Source organism: Sphingopyxis panaciterrae (genome assembly GCF_011762125.1).
Taxonomy (GTDB): Bacteria; Pseudomonadota; Alphaproteobacteria; order Sphingomonadales; family Sphingomonadaceae; genus Sphingopyxis; species Sphingopyxis panaciterrae.
This window is the reverse complement of the sequence record NZ_JAASQN010000005.1, coordinates 44,059-60,380: the sequence shown is the minus strand read 5'-3', so window position 1 is coordinate 60,380 and position 16,322 is coordinate 44,059. Positions and strand designations below refer to the sequence as shown.

The following is a 16,322-nucleotide window of genomic DNA, read 5'->3' as shown; positions in this document are numbered from 1 at the left end:
CTCAATCATGCTCCCGGCCACCAGCCCCCATATACAGCTCGCGCCCGGTTTCCTCATAAACCTCGCTCATCTCCGCCATGCCCTTCTCGGCCTCTTCGGCAGCGATGAAGCCTGCGCTGTCCTGATTTTGCAGTTTCGCGAAGTCGCGGACTTCCTGGCTGATCTTCATCGAGCAGAATTTCGGCCCGCACATGCTGCAGAAATGCGCCGACTTGGCGCCCTCGGCGGGGAGGGTCTGGTCGTGGTACTGCTCGGCGGTGTCGGGGTCGAGCGACAGGTTGAACTGGTCGCGCCAGCGGAATTCGAAGCGCGCTTTCGATAGCGCGTCGTCGCGGACCTGCGCGGCGGGGTGGCCCTTCGCAAGGTCGGCGGCGTGCGCGGCGAGCTTGTAGGTGACGACGCCGACCTTCACATCGTCGCGGTCGGGCAGGCCCAGATGCTCCTTGGGCGTGACGTAGCAAAGCATCGCGGTGCCGTACCAGCCGATCTGCGCGGCGCCGATGCCGCTGGTGATATGGTCGTAGCCCGGCGCGATGTCGGTGGTGAGCGGCCCGAGCGTGTAGAAGGGCGCCTCGCCGCACGCTTCGAGCTGCTTGTCCATATTCTCCTTGATCTTGTGCATCGGGACGTGGCCCGGGCCCTCGATCATCACCTGTACGTCCTGCGCCCAGGCGCGCTTGGTGAGCTCGCCGAGCGTGTAGAGTTCGGCGAATTGCGCTTCGTCGTTCGCGTCATAGATGCTGCCGGGGCGGAGGCCGTCGCCGAGGCTGTAGGCGACGTCATAGGCCTTCATGATCTCGGTAATCTCGTCGAAGCGTTCGTAGAGGAAGCTTTCCTTGTGATGCGCGAGGCACCATTTCGCCATGATGCTGCCGCCGCGCGACACGATGCCGGTCATGCGCTTCGCCGCGAGCGGGACGTAGGGCAGGCGGACCCCGGCGTGGATGGTGAAATAGTCGACGCCCTGTTCGGCCTGTTCGATCAGCGTGTCGGCAAAGATGTCCCAGGTCAGGTCCTCGGCGATGCCGCCGACTTTCTCGAGCGCCTGATAGATGGGGACGGTGCCGATCGGGACGGGCGAATTGCGGATGATCCATTCGCGCGTGTCGTGGATGTTGCGGCCGGTCGACAGGTCCATGACGGTGTCGGCGCCCCAGCGGATCGACCAGACCATCTTGTCGACCTCGCTCGCGACGTCGGATGCGACCGCGCTGTTGCCGATATTGGCGTTGATCTTGACGAGGAAGTTGCGGCCGATCGCCATCGGCTCGCTTTCGGGGTGGTTGATGTTGCTGGGGATGATCGCGCGGCCGCGGGCCACCTCGTCGCGGACGAATTCGGGGGTGACGTAATCCGGGATGCTGGCGCCGAAGCTTTCGCCGTCGCGCTTATACTCGGCGAGGCGGGCGCGGCCGAGGTTTTCGCGCTCGGCGACATATTCCATCTCGGGGGTGATGATGCCGCGGCGGGCATAGTGCATCTGGCTGACGTTCGCGCCGGGCTTGGCGCGGAGGACCTGCTTGCGGACGTTGGGGAAGGCGGGGACGCCGCCCGAGCGGTCGGGGCCGAGCTGGCCGTTATCCTCGGGGCGGACTTCGCGCTGCGCGACCTGCTCGACGTCGCCGCGGCCGGTGATCCAGTCGCGGCGCAGTTCGGGGAGGCCGGCGTTGATGTCGATGGTGGCGTTCGCGTCGGTGTAGGGGCCGCTGGTGTCATAGACGCGGACGGGGGGCTCGCCGCTGTGCGGGTCGAGGTCGATCTCGCGCATCGCGACGCGAATGCCGCTGCCGGTCTGTGCCGCGACATGGATCTTGCGGCTGCCGCGGATCGGGCCGGTGGTGACGCCGATGGGGGCGGAGTTTTCGAATTTCGCGTCGATGTCGGCCATGTGCAGTCGCTCCATTTTGTCGGAGCGAGAATGGGGATTCCGGCCGTTTGAAACTTGGCGCGGAACACCGACCCTCCCTCCGCCGGTATTAGCCGGATCAGGTTCAACGGGTCGCGGTTTATTCCGCTCTCAACCTGCGATCGCGCGGCAGGCTCCCCGGGGATGGCGGCGTTATAGGCGGCGGGGGGCGTGCTGTCGAGCGGGGAAGCGGCGCGCGGGGGCGCAGCAGCAATACAGCTATGCCTCTGGTTCCGGATCATTTTATAGTTGACGGTGACTGGAACTTTTAGGAACGCCAAAGAATCGGCGACTCGTCGCCGTTTATTTCGGGGGCATTATACTTATGAAACTAACTATTCGCGCCGCGCTTCGCGGCTCGCTTTGCGCTGCTGCATTGGTGGCGGGGTTTTCGGGGGAGGCAGTGGCGCAGACGTCGATCGCATTGCCGGTCGGGCAGACGCCGCTGAGCGACACCAACTGCAATTTTGACGATCAATCGCCGCAGACGGTGCCGCCGTGTACAGTGAACGGCACGCGCACGGTCACGGCAGGTCCGGTGACACGGACAGCATATAATCCTTCGCTCGATCTGATTACATCGAACTTCGATGTCGAGTTTGATGGCCAGTTGCAGGTCGACGGCCGGCCAGGGCTCACTGCAAACGGTGGTAGTTTTCCGTTCGATGGCTTTGGGCCGCGCGATGCGAGTGCCTATTTCAACACCGAAGGGGCGATCGTGGATTTGCGGTCGAGTTATTCGGCGCAATATATATCACTCGTTCCGACGGGTACGCTTCCTCCGCCCATCGGTGGAGACCCCGCTTATTTCTCGTCATATAGCAACTTCAACAATCTGGTCCGGTCGATCGACATTGATCAGGGCGGTTTTATCGACGGATCGGTGAATGACATCACCGAATCCGAATATGCCTATCAGCTTCGCTCAATCGACCCGGCCAATATCATCAATGGCAATTCGGTCGGGCTGGGAGGCAAGTTCGGCCTGGTCGATGAAATATCGGGGATCCAGTTCGGCAAACTGTCGGGTCAGGCGACGTTGGTCAGCGGTAACGTCGTCACGCCTTATCCCGACTTTACCGGCGCGGCGGGTAGCGGACTGGTCTCACCCTATGGACTGCAATATGAAGTGGTCGCGGAAATCACCACCCAGCTCGACGAGAACGGCTTGCTCACGCCGAAGGTTGAAGTGAGCGACGGCGTCGAAATGAACGGCAGCCGGGTGACGGGGCTCGGCGACGGCGTCGATGCGGGTGATGCGGTGAACAAGGGGCAGCTCGATGCGGCGCTGGCGAGTGCGGGCAATCCGTATCTTGCCGTTGGTGGAAATGGACCGGCTGCGCAGGCCGTGGGCGTGCGGGCAATCGCAGTCGGCGAAAATGCCTATGCGAGCGGGGATGCTACCACGGCGATCGGATATGCTGCCTACGCCGATGAAATCAATGCCACGGCGATCGGATCTGGCAGCACGGCGAGCGAGGTTGGAACTACTGCTCTGGGCGCAGATGCCTATGCGGGAAGCCGTGTCGCGACGGGCACTTCTGGGCAAACTGCGATCGGGAGCAATAGCGAGGCGACCGGAGATGCTGCGACGGCACTCGGAGCGCGAAGTTTGGCGACCGGAATGAACTCGCTTGCGTTGGGACAAGGGGCATCAGCTACCAACCTCTATGGTATTGCTGTTGGATCGGCAAGCATCGCGGCCGGTGCGGGCGCGACCGCGCTTGGCTTTGGCGCAAGCGCGAGCGGTGATGGTGCGATGGCTTTTGGAACGTGGAGCATCGCGTCTGGTGTCGGAGGTATTGCTCTCGGTGGTGGCAGCACCGCGAGTGCTGACTACACAGCCGCCTTCGGTGGCGGAAGCAATGCTGGCGCCACTGGCGCCTTGGCGCTCGGCAGTAGCGCCGGTGCATATGGCAACCGTTCAGTGGCCCTCGGCTTCGGTTCGGTTGCGACGCGCGATGACAGCGTTTCGGTCGGCAATAATGACTTCGGCGGCAACCGCCAGATCACCAACCTTGCGGCAGGGACTCAGGCAACCGATGCCGTCAATCTCGATCAGCTAAATAGCGTCGGGGCAACGGCGAACGCGGCACGGGCCGATGCTGCCGCGGCGCTCGACATGGTTTCGTCAGCGCAGGGCGATGCAATCATGGCATTAGCCGCTGCGAACAATGCGCAGGCATCCGCCGATGCCGCTCAGTCCACCGCGAACACCGCGCTCAGCACCGCCAACCAGGCGAACGACACCGCCAACCTTGCGCTCGCACGAGTCGATGCGGTGATCGGGCAGACGGGCAATGTCGTCGGCAACAACAATGGCGGCGCGGCGGCACAGGCGACCGGCAATGGCGCGATGGCCGGCGGGTCGGGGACCGTGGCCGAGGGCGAGGGCGCGATTGCGTTCGGGCTCGACAACAAGGCGACGGGCAATGGCGCAGTCGCGATCGGCGATCCGAACGTGGCGACCGGCATCGGCGCGGTGGCGATCGGCGCCGACAATAGCGCGACTGGCAACGGGGCGGTGGCGCTGGGCAACCTCAGCACGGCGAACGGTGCGTCGGCGGTGGCGCTGGGCGATACGGCGACCGCGACCGGCGCGGGCAATGTCGCGATCGGCGGCGGATCGTCGGCGACGGGTGCGAACAGCGTCGCGCTCGGCAGCGGTTCGGTCGCGTCGCAGGCCAACACCGTCTCGGTCGGCGCGGCAGGGGCCGAACGGCGCATCGTCAATGTCGCCGCGGGCAGTGCGGCGACCGACGCGGTGAACAAGGGGCAGCTCGATACCGAGACCGCGGCCCGCCAGACGATGGGGGTCGAACTCGGCGCCGCGATTTCCGCCGAGACGGCAGCGCGCCAGCAGGCCAACCTGCAGCTTTCGCAGCGGCTGGCGGTGCAGGAAACGGCGACCGCCGACCTGACGCTGGGGCTGGCGAACGAGATGGCGCAGCGGATTTCGGCCGACAATGCGCTGTCGCAGCGGATCGATGCGGTATCGACCCGGCTCGACCAGCTCGATTCGCGGATCGCGATCCTCGACGATCGCATCTCGAGTTCGACCGCGGTGGCCTCGGCGCTGTCGGGCAATGCCTTCCTGCCCGACATGAATTTCAACCTGACCGCGAACGTCGCCACTTATGATGGCGCGCATGCGGGGTCGATCCAGATGGGTGTGCTGGTGAGCCCGCACGTCGCGCTGAACGCCGGCGTCGCGTCGGGCTTCAACCGCCGCGGCAAGACCGCCGCGCGCGCCGGGGTGACGGTGGGCTTTTGAGACCGGCGACATGGAAAAGGGAGGCGGGCCATGCGGTCTCCTCCCTTTTGTCGACGCCATACCGGAGGCAAAGCCCGTGTTGGGGTAGGGAGCGGGCGTTTCCTATTCCGTCATCGCGGCCTTCGCCGGGATGACGGGGGAAGTGCCAGATGCACGCAGCCGGCCGAGCGTGCCATTCATGTCGCGCGGGATTGGACACGCCGGGATTTTGTGCGAAACTGCCGCATGGCCCCGCCCGACCTCAGCGACCGGCAGCAATATGTCGCCTATCGTCGCGAACTGCGCGGCGTCGCGCGCTGGTCGCGGCTCGCGGGCTTCGTCCTTGTCCTGATCGCGTTTGCGCTGTTCGTCTGGCCGCAGAGCGGCGGGCCGTCGATGCTCGGGCCGCTGCCTACCGGAACATGGGGCTGGATCGCGCTGATCCTCGGCTGGATTATCTGGATTGCGGTGATCGTCCGGCGCACGCGCTATCATAAGGCGCGGCTGGCCGACGAAGAAGCGGCGCGATGACGCGGCGGTTGTGGGCGGCGGGTATCGCGATGCTGCTGCTCGGCGCGGCGCCGCCGGTCGCCAGTGTCGACGATCTGGCCTGGCTGGCGGGCGAGTGGACGAGCGACGCGGGCGGACGCTGGACCGAGGAAGACTGGACCCGCCCGCGCGGCGGGGTGATGCTGGGGACGAGCCGGTCGGGACGCGGCGCGGAGCTGCGCGAATTCGAATTTTTGCGGATCGCGGTGGTCGACGGCGCCCCCGCCTATATCGCGCAGCCGGGCGGCGGGGCGCCGGTGACCTTCCCGCTGGTCGGGCATGAAGCGGCGCGCGCGACGTTCGAAAATGCCGCGCATGATTATCCGCAGCGCATTGCCTATGCCCGCTCCGGCGACACGCTGACCGCGACGATTGCAAGGATCGACGGGTCGAAGGCGCATAGCTGGACCTATCGGCGGCGCTAAAGGATTTTGCGAGTGGACAAGACGGGGCGATTGTTCGCGATCATCGACGGGCTGCGCCGGCGGCGGCGGCCGGTCACGGCAGAGGCGCTGGCCGAAGAGCAGGGGGTGTCGGTGCGCACCCTCTATCGCGATATCCAGGCGCTGATCGCGCTCGGCGCGCCGATCGATGGCGAGGCGGGGGTCGGTTATGTGCTGCGCCCCGGTTTCTTCCTGCCGCCTTTGATGTTCACCGCCGACGAGCTGGAAGCGCTGGTGCTCGGCGCGCGCTGGGTCGAGGGGCGGCAGGACGGCGGCCTGTCGCGCGCCGCCGGGCTGGCGCTCGCCAAGATCGCGGCGGCGAGCCCCGGCGAGCTCAAGCAGCGGATCGACGAGGCGGGGCTGTGGCCGGTGAGCAGCCCGTGGCGCGAAATCAACGCCCCCCTGCTGGCCATCGTGCGCGAGGCGATGCGCGCCGAAAAGACGCTGCATATCGAATATGCCGACGAGGGGGGCGCCACGACCGAGCGCGCGATCTGGCCGGCGGTGCTCGCCTATTTCGAGGAAAAACAGGTCATCGCCGCCTGGTGCCTGCTGCGGCAGGATTTTCGCAGTTTCCGCATCGACCGGGTGACGTCGGCACGGATCGGCGACACCGGATTCGGCCGTCGCCGCGCGGTGCTGATGGCCGATTTCTGGCGGCAGAGCGGCTATGCCGATGCACCCTCCTGACAGCATCTGTCAGGGGGGGTGGCGCACAGCTTCCGGGTGAAGGGCGCGAACGCAGGCGTCCGGCAAACGGAAGGAAGATCAGATGACCAAGACCCATCATGGTTCGTGCCACTGCGGCGCGGTCAAGTTCGAAGCCGACATCGACCTCGCGGCGGGGACCGGCAAATGCAATTGTTCGATCTGTACCAAGAAGCGGGGCTGGAGCGCGCAGATCAAGCCCGAGGCGTTTCGCCTGCTGAGCGATCCCGCGGCGCTGTCGGACTATCAGTTCGGGTCGGACAGCGTGCATCATGTCTTCTGCAAGACGTGCGGCGTGTCGTCGTTCGGCCACGGCTATGTCGAGGCGATCGGCGGCGCCTATTATTCGGTGTCGATCGCGTGCCTCGACGACCTCGAGCCCGCCGACATGGCGGCGCTGCCGGTCCAATATATGGACGGCGCGGGTGACAATTGGTGGAATGCGCCGGCCGTCACCGCGCATATGTGAGACGAGGTGCGCCGGTGCGGACCGGCCGGTTTGCGGAATGGCGGCATTGGGGTGGAGAGCTGCCATGAGCTCTACTCACCTACGTCATCCCGGGCTTGACCCGGGATCCCGCTTTTTTTGAGGCACGAGCAGTTTTCGACTTCAAGCGGGACCCCGGATCAAGTCCGGGGTGACGATAAGGGTAATGGCAGCTTCCGGCCGATAGCTGCCGTCAACTTGTGCGCCGCGCCAGCCAGACGCCCGCGACCATCAGTGCGATTCCCGCAATGCGCCTGGCGTCGATCGCCGAACGCATTGCGCCGAACAGCCCGAAATGATCGATCGTCGCGGCGCTGATCAGCTGGCCGACGAGCACGAAGAAGATCGCGTTGCCGACCCCGAAACGCGGCGCGATGAAGGTCACCGCGATGACGTAAAAGGCGACGAACAGCCCGCCGAAATAAAATTGGGCGGGGATCTCCGCGGTGAAGCGGATCTGGCCGATCGCGTTGGTCATCAGCGCGCCCGCCGTGGCGATGAGGAAGGCGAGGCCGAAGAGGATCATCGACGCCGCCATCGGGCTGCCGAGCCGGGTGCCGAGGCCGCCATTGAGCGCGGCCAGGATCGGGATGCCGACGCCGGTGAGCAGCATGATCGCGGCGAAAGCGGGGGCGGCGTTGTTCGCGGTCATCGGGGCGGCTCCTTGGCGGCTTGCGCGGCACGATAGTCGAGCACGGGGAGCCCGCCGATCCCCCAATTTTCGAAATCGACCTCGTCGATCGTGACCACCGTGGTGGCCGGATTCTTGCCGAGCACCCGTTGCAGCAATCCGGTGACCCCGGCGATCAGTTCGCGCTTCTGATCGGCGCTCGCGCCTTCACGGGTGATCTTGATATTCACATAGGGCATCAGGCGGCTCCTTCGGTCGTGGTCGGCGCTGCCGGCCAGCCCGGCATCGCGGGGAAGCCGGGCAGCGCGGCGATCCGGCGCGTCCAGGCGTGGATCGCCGGCCACGCCGCGACGTCGATACCCGCATCGCCCATAAGCGCAAGATAGGGACTCGCGGCAAGGTCGGCGATCGTCATCCGGCCGCCGGCAAGCCAGTCGTGGTCTTCGATGCGGGCCTCGACGACGGGCAGGATGCGCGCGGTGACCGCCTGGGCATGATCCTCCACGATGACGGCGTCGAACTTGCGCGCGAGGCGCAGCGTCGCGGGGCCGTTCGCGATCTCGTTGGCGGCGTGCGACAGCCAGACGTGGATGGCGCCGCGTTCCTCGGGGGTGTGGCCGTCCCAGTCGCCCGGGCGATGGCGCGCCGCGAGGCAGGCGAGGATCGCCTGGCTGTCGCGCAAGATGACATCGCCGTCGATGAACAGCGGGATCTGGCGCATCGGGGTGAGCGCCGCGAACGCATCGGACTGGCGCGCCGCGGCGTCGGTCAATCGCTCATCCCACGGCAGGCCGAGGAAGGCGAGCGCCATGCGGACCTTGTGCGTGTTGCCCGACAGGGGCGAGCCATAAAGCTGGATCATGATGGTTCCTTTTGGGTTGGCGGTTACATCGGTGAGGGTGGTTTGGGGTGCGCGACCTAAGCCCTCTCCCCTTCAGGGGAGAGGATAGCGAAGCTTGCTCGGAACGAGCTAGCGCAGCTTGGAGAGGGGCAGTTTGCGCCGCCCCCTCTCAACTGCGGCTAACCAGCAAGCTGGCAAGCCTGCGTATCTCTCCCCTGAAGGGGAGAGAGCAGGGCACCTGCTTCCACCCCATAGCTTCATCCTGTCGCCGCCGCCGAACGCAGCGCCGCGACCTCGGCGCGCAACTGGTTGAGTTCGGCTGCCATCGGGCGCACCGCGGCCGAAATCTGGTCTTCGGTGAAGCGCGGGGTGATGTGCTGCGAGCAATTCCATTCCCACCCGGCGACGTCGATCAGGAAAGCGCGCTCGGGCGTGGCGCGATAGCCCGCGGGCATCAGCGAGGTGACGAGCGCCGGGTCGTCGGCGAGTTCGACGATCTGCGCATGGCCGAGCAGCTTCAGCCGCTCCTTGTTCGGATAATCCATCAGGAACAGCGCCACGCGGTCGTCGCCGCCCAGGTTGGCGGCGCTGATATATTGGCGGTTGCCGCGATAATCGGCGAAGCCGATGCGATTGCCGCCAAGGGGACGCAGGAAACCGGCGGGGCCGCCGCGATGCTGCATATAGGGCCAGCCGTCGGCGGTGACGCTGGCCATGTAGAAACTGTCGCGCGCCGCGATAAAGGCGGCCTCGCGTGTCCCGACCGGGTCGGGGGTGCCGTCGGCGCCGGCCTCCATGCGCGCATAGGCGGTGCGCGATCCCTGGCGTTCCTGCATCGCGCGTACCGCGTCGGTGAAGATCGTATGGATGTAATTGCGCGCCATCGCGACCGGCCTTTCGAAAAGGAAGGGCGAACGAAGAAGGAGGAGGGGAGTTCTTCGTTCGCTGCCGACGATATGGAGCATTGCGCCGTTCGCGATAATCGGTGAAAATAACACCACATAATTCCTTCATGTGGAATAATCATGGATCGGCTGCTCACCCTCGAAATGTTCGTCGCGGTCGCCGCCGAGGGCGGGTTCGCCGCCGCGGCGCGCAAGCTTGGCAGTTCGCCGCCCGCGGTGACGCGCGGGATCGCGGCGCTCGAGGCAAGGCTGGGGACCGGCCTGTTCCATCGTTCGACGCGCGCGGTCGCGCTGACCGACGCGGGCGCGGCGTTCCTGGTCGAGGCGCAGCGCATCCTCGCCGATCTGGCGGGCGCCGAGCGCGCGGTGCGCGGCGCGCAGGCCGACCCGCGCGGGCAGCTTTACCTGACCGCGCCGGTGATGTTCGGGCGGCTGCACGTGCTGCCGGTGGTGCGCGAACTGCTGGCGCAGCATCGCGAGCTGGGCGTGCGGATGATGCTGATCGACCGCAATGTGCGGATCGTTGAGGAAGGGATCGACGTCGCGGTACGCATCGGGCCGCTTGCGGATTCGAGCCTGAAAGCGGTGCGCATCGGTTGGGTCACCCAGATGCTGGCGGCGAGCCCGGCCTATCTTGCGCGCCGCGGCGCCCCCGCGCGGCTCGGCGACCTCGCGGTGCATGACCTGATCGGGACGATGGGACCGCGCACGGTGAACGAGTGGCAATTTGCGAGCGGGCGCTGGCGGCTCGAACCGCGGCCGCGGCTGGTGCTCAACACGGTCGACGCCGCGCTCGCGGCGGCCGAGGCGGGGCTGGGGATCGCGAACCTGCTCAGTTACCAGCTTGCCGAGGCGCTCGACGCCGGACGGCTGATCGCGCTGTTGCCCGACGAACAGCCGCCGCCGCTGCCGGTCCATCTGCTGTTCGAACCGTCGCGCGCGGCGCTGCCCGCGGTGCGGCTGTTCGTCGCGGCGATGAAGGCGCGGGCGCGGCTGGCGGGGCTGGGTTGAGGAGGGGGCGCCAGCAGTTTTCGAAGTCAAGCGGGACCCCGGATCAAGTCCGGGGTGACGGTGAATGGGGTGGCTGCAATCGACCGCAGCCTGACTTTCCCGCCGGCGTACCCGCCGCGGCGTCAGAACTGGTAGGCGATGCCGCCGCCGAACAGCCACTGGTCGGCGTCGCCGACGTCCTTGACGATCGGCGAATCGGCGTAACGGCCCATGATGCGGCCATATTGCGCGCCGCCGACGAGCACGAAGCCCTTGCGAAGGTCGCCCGACAAGGCATAGGCGCCCGCGACGCCGATGGTATATTTGCCCGCGGTCGCCTTTTGCCCCGCGCCGGTATAGACGGGAAGCCCGCTCGCCGCGCTGCCGAGCGGGTCGATGTCGTAATAATAATGGCCGAAACCCTTGCCATAGACGTTCACCGACGCCGACACGCCCAGATAGGCGCGTTTCGAGACCGGACCGCCATAGTCGACCGTCGGCGAGACGATCCAGCTGCCATGCTTGCCCGAAATATCCTTGAGCCCGACGACGCGGAAGCCGATCTGGTCATAATCGCTGGTGATCACCCCGGTGTGGGTGACCCCCGCCGAGATGCCGAGTTCGACCGCGAGCTTCCGGTCGCCGAGCGCTTCGACCTGCGCGTCCTTGACGTTGCCGGTGCGGTCGCTGCGCAGGTTGATGATCGGGCCGAACTTGAAATCGGTCTTTTGCCCGCGCCGCTGGCGGATCAGGTCGACCTGGAAGTTGGTGCCGCGGGTCGAAAAGGAATAGCCGCTGAGGCGGCCGCGGAGGTAAAATCCGGGCAGGAACCGGCGCTCGTCCGAACCATTATAGCTCGGGCTGTTGATCACGCCCACGCCCAGGGCGATATAATCGCGCGACCATTTGCGTTCGGGATCGTCGTCCTGCGGCCGCGCCGCGGGAAGCAGGATATTCTCGTCGATATCGTTGCTGTCCTGCGCATAGCGCGCGGGCTTGTCTTCGCCGGAAGCAAGCATCGCGTCGGCATCGCCGGCCAGGTCATAGGGCAGCGCGGCATCTTCCGCCTGCGCCGGGGCGGCGGCGAAGGCACCGGCGGCGCACAAGACCCAAAAATAAAAACGGCAGGCAAGGCGGGACAAGCTCGTTGGCATGGGTTTAATTATCCTGTGATCCTGCCCCTCTGGACATGCGTGTAAGTGATTGTCGCGTCGATGCAAAGGCTTCGTCTTGCGGCTGGGCGTTTTTCGTTTCAACGTGGTTTCCATGCATCGATCCTGCCCCGCCCATCCGATATGCCGCCGCGCCGCCTTTGGTTCCACGCCCTATGACGGCGCGAAGGCAAGGCCGTGACACGCGCGCCGCGCTTTGCCGGCTATGCGTTGATGGTCGCCGCGGTGCTGCTCGCGGCGGTGATGAGGCGCGATTCGGTGACCGCGATCGGGCCCTTTCCGGTCGTTGCGGTCGTGCTGTTCCTCGGAATGATCGGGGTTATGCTCGTGTTCACAGATTTGATGGTGCGCGGACTCTATGCGCAGGTCGGGGCAGCGAAAAACGCGGCGCCCGACGAGGAGAAGAAGATTGACGAACAAGATTGACCGCCGCGCCGTCGGGGCGTTCGCCGCGGCGATGGTCCTGCTGGCTTCGACGGCATCGGCCGCCGGCACGGCGCCGGGCGAAAGCGACCGCTTTCACCTGGAGGAAGCCGGGCGCGCGTGCGCCGAGCATGATTTCGCCGCCTTTGTGTGGCCCTTTGCCAACAGCGGTGCGGTGCGTGAGCGGCATAGTGCCGCGAATGTCCGCGTCACCGAGGCGGGGAAGACGCGCGACGTGCCCGCCAAGGCCTATCTGGGCCGCGACGATTTTCCGATCGCGATGATCGATTACAGCTATGTCACCGGCCCATCGATCCGTGCGTTCGAGGCGCCCGGCGGCGGCGATCCGGCGCTGCTCGCTTATGTGCAGGTCGATTTTGCCGCCGCGCCCGGCGGACGCCAGCGCGCCGACTGGACCGAGGGACGCTTCGAACCCGGCGAGGGCGACGGGCCGGGAACGCTGATCGAGCGGACGGGGACGAGCGGATCGTTGATCTTCGAGCCTGCGGGCGGCTGCTGGCGGCTGGTCGAGGATATCAGGAACCCGCCGCGCCCCGTGCGCTGAGCCGCCCCCTTTTCGTTCGACAGCTTCGGGGCTTGGCCTTATGACGGCGGCATGACCGATCGTCCGCATACGCCGCTGCTCGACACGGTGGATGTCCCCGCCGACCTCCGCAAGCTGAAGCCCGAAGATCTCCGCCAATTCGCCGACGAATTGCGCGCCGAGATGATTTCGGCGGTCGGCACGACGGGCGGGCATCTCGGCAGCGGGCTGGGCGTCGTCGAACTGACGACCGCGATCCATTATGTGTTCGACACCCCGCGCGACAAGCTGGTGTGGGATGTCGGCCACCAATGCTATCCGCACAAGATCGTCACCGGGCGCCGCGACCGCATCCGCACCTTGCGCACCGGCGGCGGGCTCAGCGGCTTCACCAAGCGCGAGGAAAGCGAATATGATCCGTTCGGTGCCGCGCATTCGTCGACCTCGATCAGCGCCGCTTTGGGTTTCGCGATCGCCAACAAGCTTAGGCAAGAGCCCGGGCGCGCGATCGCGGTGATCGGCGACGGGTCGATGTCGGCGGGCATGGCCTATGAGGCGATGAACAATGCAAAACAGGCCGGCAACCGGCTGATCGTCATCCTGAACGACAACGACATGTCGATCGCTCCCCCCGTGGGCGGCCTGTCGGCCTATCTGGCGAAGCTGGTGTCGTCGCGGCCCTTCCTCGAACTGCGCGAGATTGCGCGGCGTTTCGCGCGCAAATTGCCCGAACCGCTGCACAAGGCGGCGAAGAAGACCGACGAATTCGCCCGCGGCATGGCGATGGGCGGGACGCTGTTCGAGGAGCTTGGCTTTTATTATGTCGGGCCGATCGACGGGCATAATCTCGAACATCTGATCCCGATCCTCGAAAATGTCCGCGACAGCGACCATGGCCCGGTGCTGATCCATGCGGTGACGATGAAGGGCAAGGGCTATGCCCCCGCCGAAGCCGCCGCCGACAAATATCACGGCGTCCAGAAATTCGACGTGATCACCGGCGTGCAGGCGAAGGCGCCCCCGGGACCGCCGCAATACCAGAATGTGTTCGGCGAGACGCTGGCCAAGCTCGCCGATACCGACAAGCGCATCGTCGCGATCACCGCGGCGATGCCGTCGGGCACCGGGGTCGACAAATTCGCCAGGTCGCATCCCGGACGCACCTTTGACGTCGGGATCGCCGAACAGCATGCGGTGACCTTTGCCGCCGGTTTGGCGGCGCAAGGTATGCGGCCGTTCGCGGCGATCTATTCGACCTTCCTCCAGCGCGCCTATGACCAGGTCGTGCACGATGTCGCGATCCAGAATCTGCCGGTGCGCTTCGCGATCGACCGCGCCGGGCTCGTCGGCGCCGACGGGTCGACCCATGCCGGCTCGTTCGATGTCACTTATCTGGCAACCTTGCCCAATTTTGTCGTGATGGCCGCCGCCGACGAGGCCGAACTGGTCCATATGACCTATACCGCCGCCGAATATGACGACGGCCCGATCGCCTTTCGCTATCCGCGCGGCGGCGGCACCGGCGTGGCGCTGCCCGCGGTTCCGGAGAAGCTGGCGATCGGCAAGGGGCGCGTCGTGCGCAGCGGCAAGACGGTCGCGATCCTGTCGCTGGGCACGCGGCTCGCCGAGGCGCTGAAGGCGGCCGACACGCTGGAAGCACGCGGGCTGTCGACGAGCGTGATCGACCTGCGCTTCGCGAAACCGCTCGACGAGGAGCTGATCCGCAAGACGCTGGCGAGCCACGAGGTCTGCGTGACGATCGAGGAAGGCAGCATCGGCGGCCTCGGCGCGCATGTGCTGACGCTCGCCAGCGACGAAGGGCTGATCGACGCGGGGCTGAAGCTGCGCACGATGCGGCTGCCCGATGTCTTCCAGGATCAGGACGCACCGCACGCGCAATATGACGCGGCGGGGCTCAACGCGCCGCAGATCGTCGACACCGTGCTGAAGGCGCTGCGCCACAACAGCGCGGGGGTCGAGGAAGCGGGCGCGCGGGCTTAGCTTGCACGCTTAACGGGCATGCGATCAATCCCTTCAGGACAGACTCTAATGGCTTCCAAAAGCTGAGGCGGAGGATCGTTCACCGATACACCTCACAGCGGTGAGCGAGTGTGAGAACCAAGACAAGCAATTGCTCATCATAGATGCGTACCACGATACGATAGTCGCCTACCCTATATCGCCACAGCCCTTTTAGACCTCCCGTCAATGCTTTGCCGCGTTGGCGGGGATCATCAAGGGCTGTAAGTTCCCCCAGATAGCGGGTAATGCGGTCGGCCTGTTCACGAGCAATCTTACGGAAGGCGCGCCGCGCGCCGTCGTCGAAGTCAATCGTCCAAGCCAAGTTCTTTCCTTAATTCAGCCAGGGAAATGGTTTTGGCTGGGTCATGTCGACGCATCGCTTCCTCGGCGGCGGCGATATCCTCGATATCTTCGATATATTCTTCGATCGCTTTTCGCGCGAAGGACGTTTTCGTGCGGCCGGCGCGCTTCGCTGCTTCGGCCAGGCGTTCTTCAAGTTCCTTATCGAGACGAATGGCGAGCATGCCGGACTCCTTCCGCTATACATGTATAGCGCGATCTGGATGTCGACAAGATGTTGGACCGCAGAATGGTCCATCGCGGACCAAATCACGGAAGTATAAGCGCCTATGGACTCGCGGCAGCTACCGGCCCCGCCGTCATCGGCTGAGCCGGAAAGCAAGCGGCCCGGACGATGGGGGCCGGGCCGGCCGTTATTGCGCGGGCGGCGGCGGGGGCGGCGCCGAGGCGTCGGGGATCGCCGCCTGCGCCTCGCGGCCGTCGCCTTCGGGCGCGGCCAGGATGTCGCGGGTGACGAGACCCTTGTCGACGACCTGCGTGTCGGGGCTGCCGACTTCGCTGCGGATGCCGGGGTCGCTGCGCTGGCTGTCGGCGCTGCCGATCACCGCGGCTTCGGTCGCGCTGCGCTGGGCGGGGCCGCCGAACAGCGCGCGCAGCGTCTGCTCTGCGGTCGATTCGCCGCCGGGGCGGGCCGAGCCGGGCGCGGGCGGGGTCAGCGCGAAATCGGGCGGCACGACGAGCGGCGCCTGGCGCGACACCGCGAATTCGTCGGGACGGTCGCGGCTGAACAGGCTGCTCGATCCGCAGGCCGAAAGGGTCGATGCAGCCAGGGCGGCGGCGAGGATGGCGGTGGTCCGGTTCACTTGAAAATCTCTCCTATACGCCCCGTACGAGCGTGATGATATGATATTGCCCCGCCGTGACGGAGCCGATTTTGGCCGAGTGCGAGGCGTGAGGAGCGGCGCGATGCGGGACATCGTGCCCGACGAGTAACGAAGCGATCGGCCAAAATCGGCCCGCCCCGTAGGGGTTGCCCCCGGAAGCCCGCCGGGCGGCGGCGCGTCTCTGGACCGGGCTACCAGCCCGGCCTGCGAGACGCTTCTTGCCGGCGAACTTCCGGGGGCAATCACGGTGGGGCAATATCATAT

At 66.0% G+C, this 16,322-nt stretch carries 18 protein-coding genes, 1 pseudogene and 1 riboswitch; of the genes and pseudogenes, 9 read left to right on the top strand and 10 right to left on the bottom strand.

What is annotated here, in order from left to right; all coding sequences use genetic code 11:
• Nucleotide 1 precedes the first annotated feature (1 nt).
• Nucleotides 2-1,888 carry a phosphomethylpyrimidine synthase ThiC gene (gene thiC, locus FHR22_RS16610; RefSeq protein WP_166944823.1) on the bottom strand — a complete coding sequence of 629 codons (1,887 nt, stop codon included), beginning with the start codon at nt 1,886-1,888 and terminating at the stop codon, nt 2-4.
• A 57-nt stretch (nt 1,889-1,945) separates the two neighbouring features.
• Nucleotides 1,946-2,057: riboswitch (TPP riboswitch) on the bottom strand.
• A gap of 174 nt (nt 2,058-2,231) precedes the next feature.
• Here thiC and FHR22_RS16605 point away from each other — a divergent pair.
• The 5 genes from FHR22_RS16605 (at nt 2,232) to FHR22_RS16585 (ending at nt 7,328) form a co-directional block, all read left to right on the top strand.
• Nucleotides 2,232-5,180, top strand: a complete 2,949-nt coding sequence (locus tag FHR22_RS16605; protein WP_166944822.1) for a hypothetical protein — start codon at nt 2,232-2,234, stop codon at nt 5,178-5,180.
• A 225-nt stretch (nt 5,181-5,405) separates the two neighbouring features.
• A complete protein-coding gene (locus tag FHR22_RS16600) occupies nt 5,406-5,690 on the top strand; it encodes a DUF805 domain-containing protein (RefSeq protein WP_166944821.1) in 285 nt (94 codons plus the stop codon).
• Complete coding sequence (locus FHR22_RS16595; protein WP_166944820.1) at nt 5,687-6,133, top strand: DUF6265 family protein; 447 nt, start codon at nt 5,687-5,689, stop codon at nt 6,131-6,133. The genes FHR22_RS16600 and FHR22_RS16595 overlap by 4 nt, the downstream gene beginning before the upstream one ends.
• Nucleotides 6,134-6,145: 12 nt before the next feature.
• Nucleotides 6,146-6,841, top strand: a complete 696-nt coding sequence (locus tag FHR22_RS16590) for an HTH domain-containing protein (protein ID WP_166944819.1) — start codon at nt 6,146-6,148, stop codon at nt 6,839-6,841.
• Nucleotides 6,842-6,923: 82 nt separating this feature from the next.
• Complete coding sequence (locus FHR22_RS16585; protein ID WP_166944818.1) at nt 6,924-7,328, top strand: GFA family protein; 405 nt, start codon at nt 6,924-6,926, stop codon at nt 7,326-7,328.
• A 211-nt stretch (nt 7,329-7,539) separates the two neighbouring features.
• On the opposite strand, the gene FHR22_RS16580 is transcribed toward FHR22_RS16585, so the two are convergent.
• The 4 genes from FHR22_RS16580 to FHR22_RS16565 all read right to left on the bottom strand — a co-directional run bounded on the left by FHR22_RS16580 (nt 7,540) and on the right by FHR22_RS16565 (nt 9,816).
• Nucleotides 7,540-7,998: a DMT family transporter gene (locus FHR22_RS16580; protein WP_166944817.1), complete on the bottom strand. Its 459-nt coding sequence runs from the start codon at nt 7,996-7,998 to the stop codon at nt 7,540-7,542.
• Nucleotides 7,995-8,216 carry a tautomerase family protein gene (locus FHR22_RS16575; RefSeq protein WP_166944816.1) on the bottom strand — a complete coding sequence of 74 codons (222 nt, stop codon included), beginning with the start codon at nt 8,214-8,216 and terminating at the stop codon, nt 7,995-7,997. Before FHR22_RS16575 ends, FHR22_RS16580 begins: the two co-directional genes overlap by 4 nt.
• Nucleotides 8,216-8,839: a glutathione S-transferase family protein gene (locus tag FHR22_RS16570; protein ID WP_166944815.1), complete on the bottom strand. Its 624-nt coding sequence runs from the start codon at nt 8,837-8,839 to the stop codon at nt 8,216-8,218. The genes FHR22_RS16575 and FHR22_RS16570 overlap by 1 nt, the downstream gene beginning before the upstream one ends.
• Before the next feature lie 236 nt (nt 8,840-9,075).
• A complete protein-coding gene (locus tag FHR22_RS16565; protein ID WP_341786665.1) occupies nt 9,076-9,816 on the bottom strand; it encodes a pyridoxamine 5'-phosphate oxidase family protein in 741 nt (246 codons plus the stop codon).
• A gap of 27 nt (nt 9,817-9,843) precedes the next feature.
• On the opposite strand from FHR22_RS16565, the gene FHR22_RS16560 reads away from it, so the two are divergent.
• The gene (locus tag FHR22_RS16560) at nt 9,844-10,734 is read left to right on the top strand and encodes a LysR substrate-binding domain-containing protein (protein WP_166944814.1); all 891 of its coding nucleotides are present in this window, start codon (nt 9,844-9,846) and stop codon (nt 10,732-10,734) included.
• A 122-nt stretch (nt 10,735-10,856) separates the two neighbouring features.
• On the opposite strand, the gene FHR22_RS16555 is transcribed toward FHR22_RS16560, so the two are convergent.
• On the bottom strand, nt 10,857-11,867 hold the full coding sequence (locus FHR22_RS16555; RefSeq protein ID WP_166944813.1) for a MipA/OmpV family protein: 1,011 nt from the start codon (nt 11,865-11,867) through the stop codon (nt 10,857-10,859).
• Nucleotides 11,868-12,062: 195 nt separating this feature from the next.
• On the opposite strand from FHR22_RS16555, the gene FHR22_RS16550 reads away from it, so the two are divergent.
• The 3 genes from FHR22_RS16550 to dxs are packed head-to-tail and all read left to right on the top strand — an operon-like array spanning nt 12,063 to nt 14,853.
• Entirely contained in the window at nt 12,063-12,311 is a 249-nt protein-coding gene (locus tag FHR22_RS16550) for a hypothetical protein (protein ID WP_166944812.1), read from the top strand.
• Nucleotides 12,295-12,873, top strand: coding sequence for a hypothetical protein (locus FHR22_RS16545; RefSeq protein WP_166944811.1), 579 nt, complete (start codon nt 12,295-12,297; stop codon nt 12,871-12,873). Before FHR22_RS16550 ends, FHR22_RS16545 begins: the two co-directional genes overlap by 17 nt.
• A gap of 51 nt (nt 12,874-12,924) precedes the next feature.
• Entirely contained in the window at nt 12,925-14,853 is a 1,929-nt protein-coding gene (gene dxs, locus FHR22_RS16540) for a 1-deoxy-D-xylulose-5-phosphate synthase (protein ID WP_166944810.1), read from the top strand.
• 79 nt (nt 14,854-14,932) lie between these two features.
• Here dxs and FHR22_RS16535 read toward each other — a convergent pair whose 3' ends face one another.
• From FHR22_RS16535 to FHR22_RS22695, 4 genes and pseudogenes are all read right to left on the bottom strand, one after another.
• On the bottom strand, nt 14,933-15,196 hold the full coding sequence (locus FHR22_RS16535) for a type II toxin-antitoxin system RelE family toxin (RefSeq protein WP_166944809.1): 264 nt from the start codon (nt 15,194-15,196) through the stop codon (nt 14,933-14,935).
• Nucleotides 15,180-15,401 (bottom strand): annotated as a pseudogene (gene relB / locus FHR22_RS16530) (type II toxin-antitoxin system RelB family antitoxin); the annotation flags it as partial. The gene FHR22_RS16535 and the pseudogene relB, both read right to left, overlap by 17 nt.
• A gap of 186 nt (nt 15,402-15,587) precedes the next feature.
• Nucleotides 15,588-16,037, bottom strand: a complete 450-nt coding sequence (locus FHR22_RS16525) for a DUF3035 domain-containing protein (protein ID WP_166944807.1) — start codon at nt 16,035-16,037, stop codon at nt 15,588-15,590.
• A 13-nt stretch (nt 16,038-16,050) separates the two neighbouring features.
• Nucleotides 16,051-16,320, bottom strand: a complete 270-nt coding sequence (locus FHR22_RS22695; protein ID WP_341786664.1) for a hypothetical protein — start codon at nt 16,318-16,320, stop codon at nt 16,051-16,053.
• Nucleotides 16,321-16,322: the final 2 nt, after the last annotated feature.

What these genes read in the sequence shown, in the direction of transcription:
- FHR22_RS16605 (WP_166944822.1), top strand. Translation starts at nt 2,232, where the DNA reads ATGAAACTAACTATTCGCGCCGCGCTTCGCGGCTCGCTTTGCGCTGCT.
- FHR22_RS16560 (WP_166944814.1), top strand. Translation starts at nt 9,844, where the DNA reads ATGGATCGGCTGCTCACCCTCGAAATGTTCGTCGCGGTCGCCGCCGAG.
- FHR22_RS16555 (WP_166944813.1), bottom strand. Translation starts at nt 11,867, where the DNA reads ATGCCAACGAGCTTGTCCCGCCTTGCCTGCCGTTTTTATTTTTGGGTC.
- dxs (WP_166944810.1), top strand. Translation starts at nt 12,925, where the DNA reads ATGACCGATCGTCCGCATACGCCGCTGCTCGACACGGTGGATGTCCCC.
- FHR22_RS16595 (WP_166944820.1), top strand. Translation starts at nt 5,687, where the DNA reads ATGACGCGGCGGTTGTGGGCGGCGGGTATCGCGATGCTGCTGCTCGGC.
- FHR22_RS16585 (WP_166944818.1), top strand. Translation starts at nt 6,924, where the DNA reads ATGACCAAGACCCATCATGGTTCGTGCCACTGCGGCGCGGTCAAGTTC.
- FHR22_RS22695 (WP_341786664.1), bottom strand. Translation starts at nt 16,320, where the DNA reads ATGATATTGCCCCACCGTGATTGCCCCCGGAAGTTCGCCGGCAAGAAG.
- FHR22_RS16600 (WP_166944821.1), top strand. Translation starts at nt 5,406, where the DNA reads ATGGCCCCGCCCGACCTCAGCGACCGGCAGCAATATGTCGCCTATCGT.
- FHR22_RS16575 (WP_166944816.1), bottom strand. Translation starts at nt 8,216, where the DNA reads ATGCCCTATGTGAATATCAAGATCACCCGTGAAGGCGCGAGCGCCGAT.
- FHR22_RS16580 (WP_166944817.1), bottom strand. Translation starts at nt 7,998, where the DNA reads ATGACCGCGAACAACGCCGCCCCCGCTTTCGCCGCGATCATGCTGCTC.
- thiC (WP_166944823.1), bottom strand. Translation starts at nt 1,888, where the DNA reads ATGGCCGACATCGACGCGAAATTCGAAAACTCCGCCCCCATCGGCGTC.
- FHR22_RS16570 (WP_166944815.1), bottom strand. Translation starts at nt 8,839, where the DNA reads ATGATCCAGCTTTATGGCTCGCCCCTGTCGGGCAACACGCACAAGGTC.